This is a genomic window from Sinorhizobium sp. 8-89, from assembly GCF_030124325.1.
GTDB lineage: Bacteria > Pseudomonadota > Alphaproteobacteria > Rhizobiales > Rhizobiaceae > Sinorhizobium.
Window position 1 is genome coordinate 1 of record NZ_JASKLR010000091.1, and the last position, 614, is coordinate 614.

2 protein-coding genes are annotated in these 614 nt (G+C 56.2%); both read right to left on the bottom strand.

What is annotated here, in order from left to right:
• Window positions 1–69: 69 nt before the first annotated feature.
• Window positions 70–399, bottom strand: a complete 330-nt coding sequence (locus tag QN219_RS33790; RefSeq protein ID WP_284004765.1) for a type II toxin-antitoxin system RelE/ParE family toxin — start codon at window positions 397–399, stop codon at window positions 70–72.
• Window positions 396–614 (bottom strand): type II toxin-antitoxin system ParD family antitoxin (locus tag QN219_RS33795; RefSeq protein WP_284004766.1); only part of this gene is annotated, 219 nt, incomplete at its 5' end. The genes QN219_RS33795 and QN219_RS33790, both read right to left, overlap by 4 nt.

The window sequence follows — 614 nt, forward strand, 5'->3', positions numbered from 1 at the left end:
TCGCCTTGAGTGGATTCGATCCGCCGGCCTACAATCTTTCAAGGCCCCACGGCTGCGGAAAAGTTGTATTCAATGATTATCCGGCTCCTGCATCCACTGCGGAATGTCTCGTTTGGCATGAAGCACACGCCAGACGTCGACATGATCTGGCTGGTCACGATAAAAGATTAGATAGGGATATCGCTTCAGCGAAACGCTCCGCAGATCAGGCAATCCCAACTCGTATGCATACCGCAATGATCCAGCCTCCGGATGGCGTGCGATCAGATCATAAGCAGCTTGAAGTGCGTCGATGAAGCCGAGAGCGACCTCGGATCCAGCTTCGCGAGCATAGTAATCGACGGCTGCCTCGAGGTCACTGCGAGCAAGCTCTCGGGGAACAATCGCTTTGCTATTCACTTGCTGTGCCGACCACGCGCTCGATCGCGAAGGCTGCTGAAATAATGCCCGTCGACCGGTTCGGTCTGTGCGGTCGATGCTCCGTCAAGCAAAAGCCTGCGCAGAACAAGACGGTCCTGATCTCGACGGATCAGTTCGCGGATATACTCGCTGCTCGTCCCGTAGCCCCGCCCCGCAACCTGCTCATCGACGAAGCTCTTCAAGTGGTCCGGTAG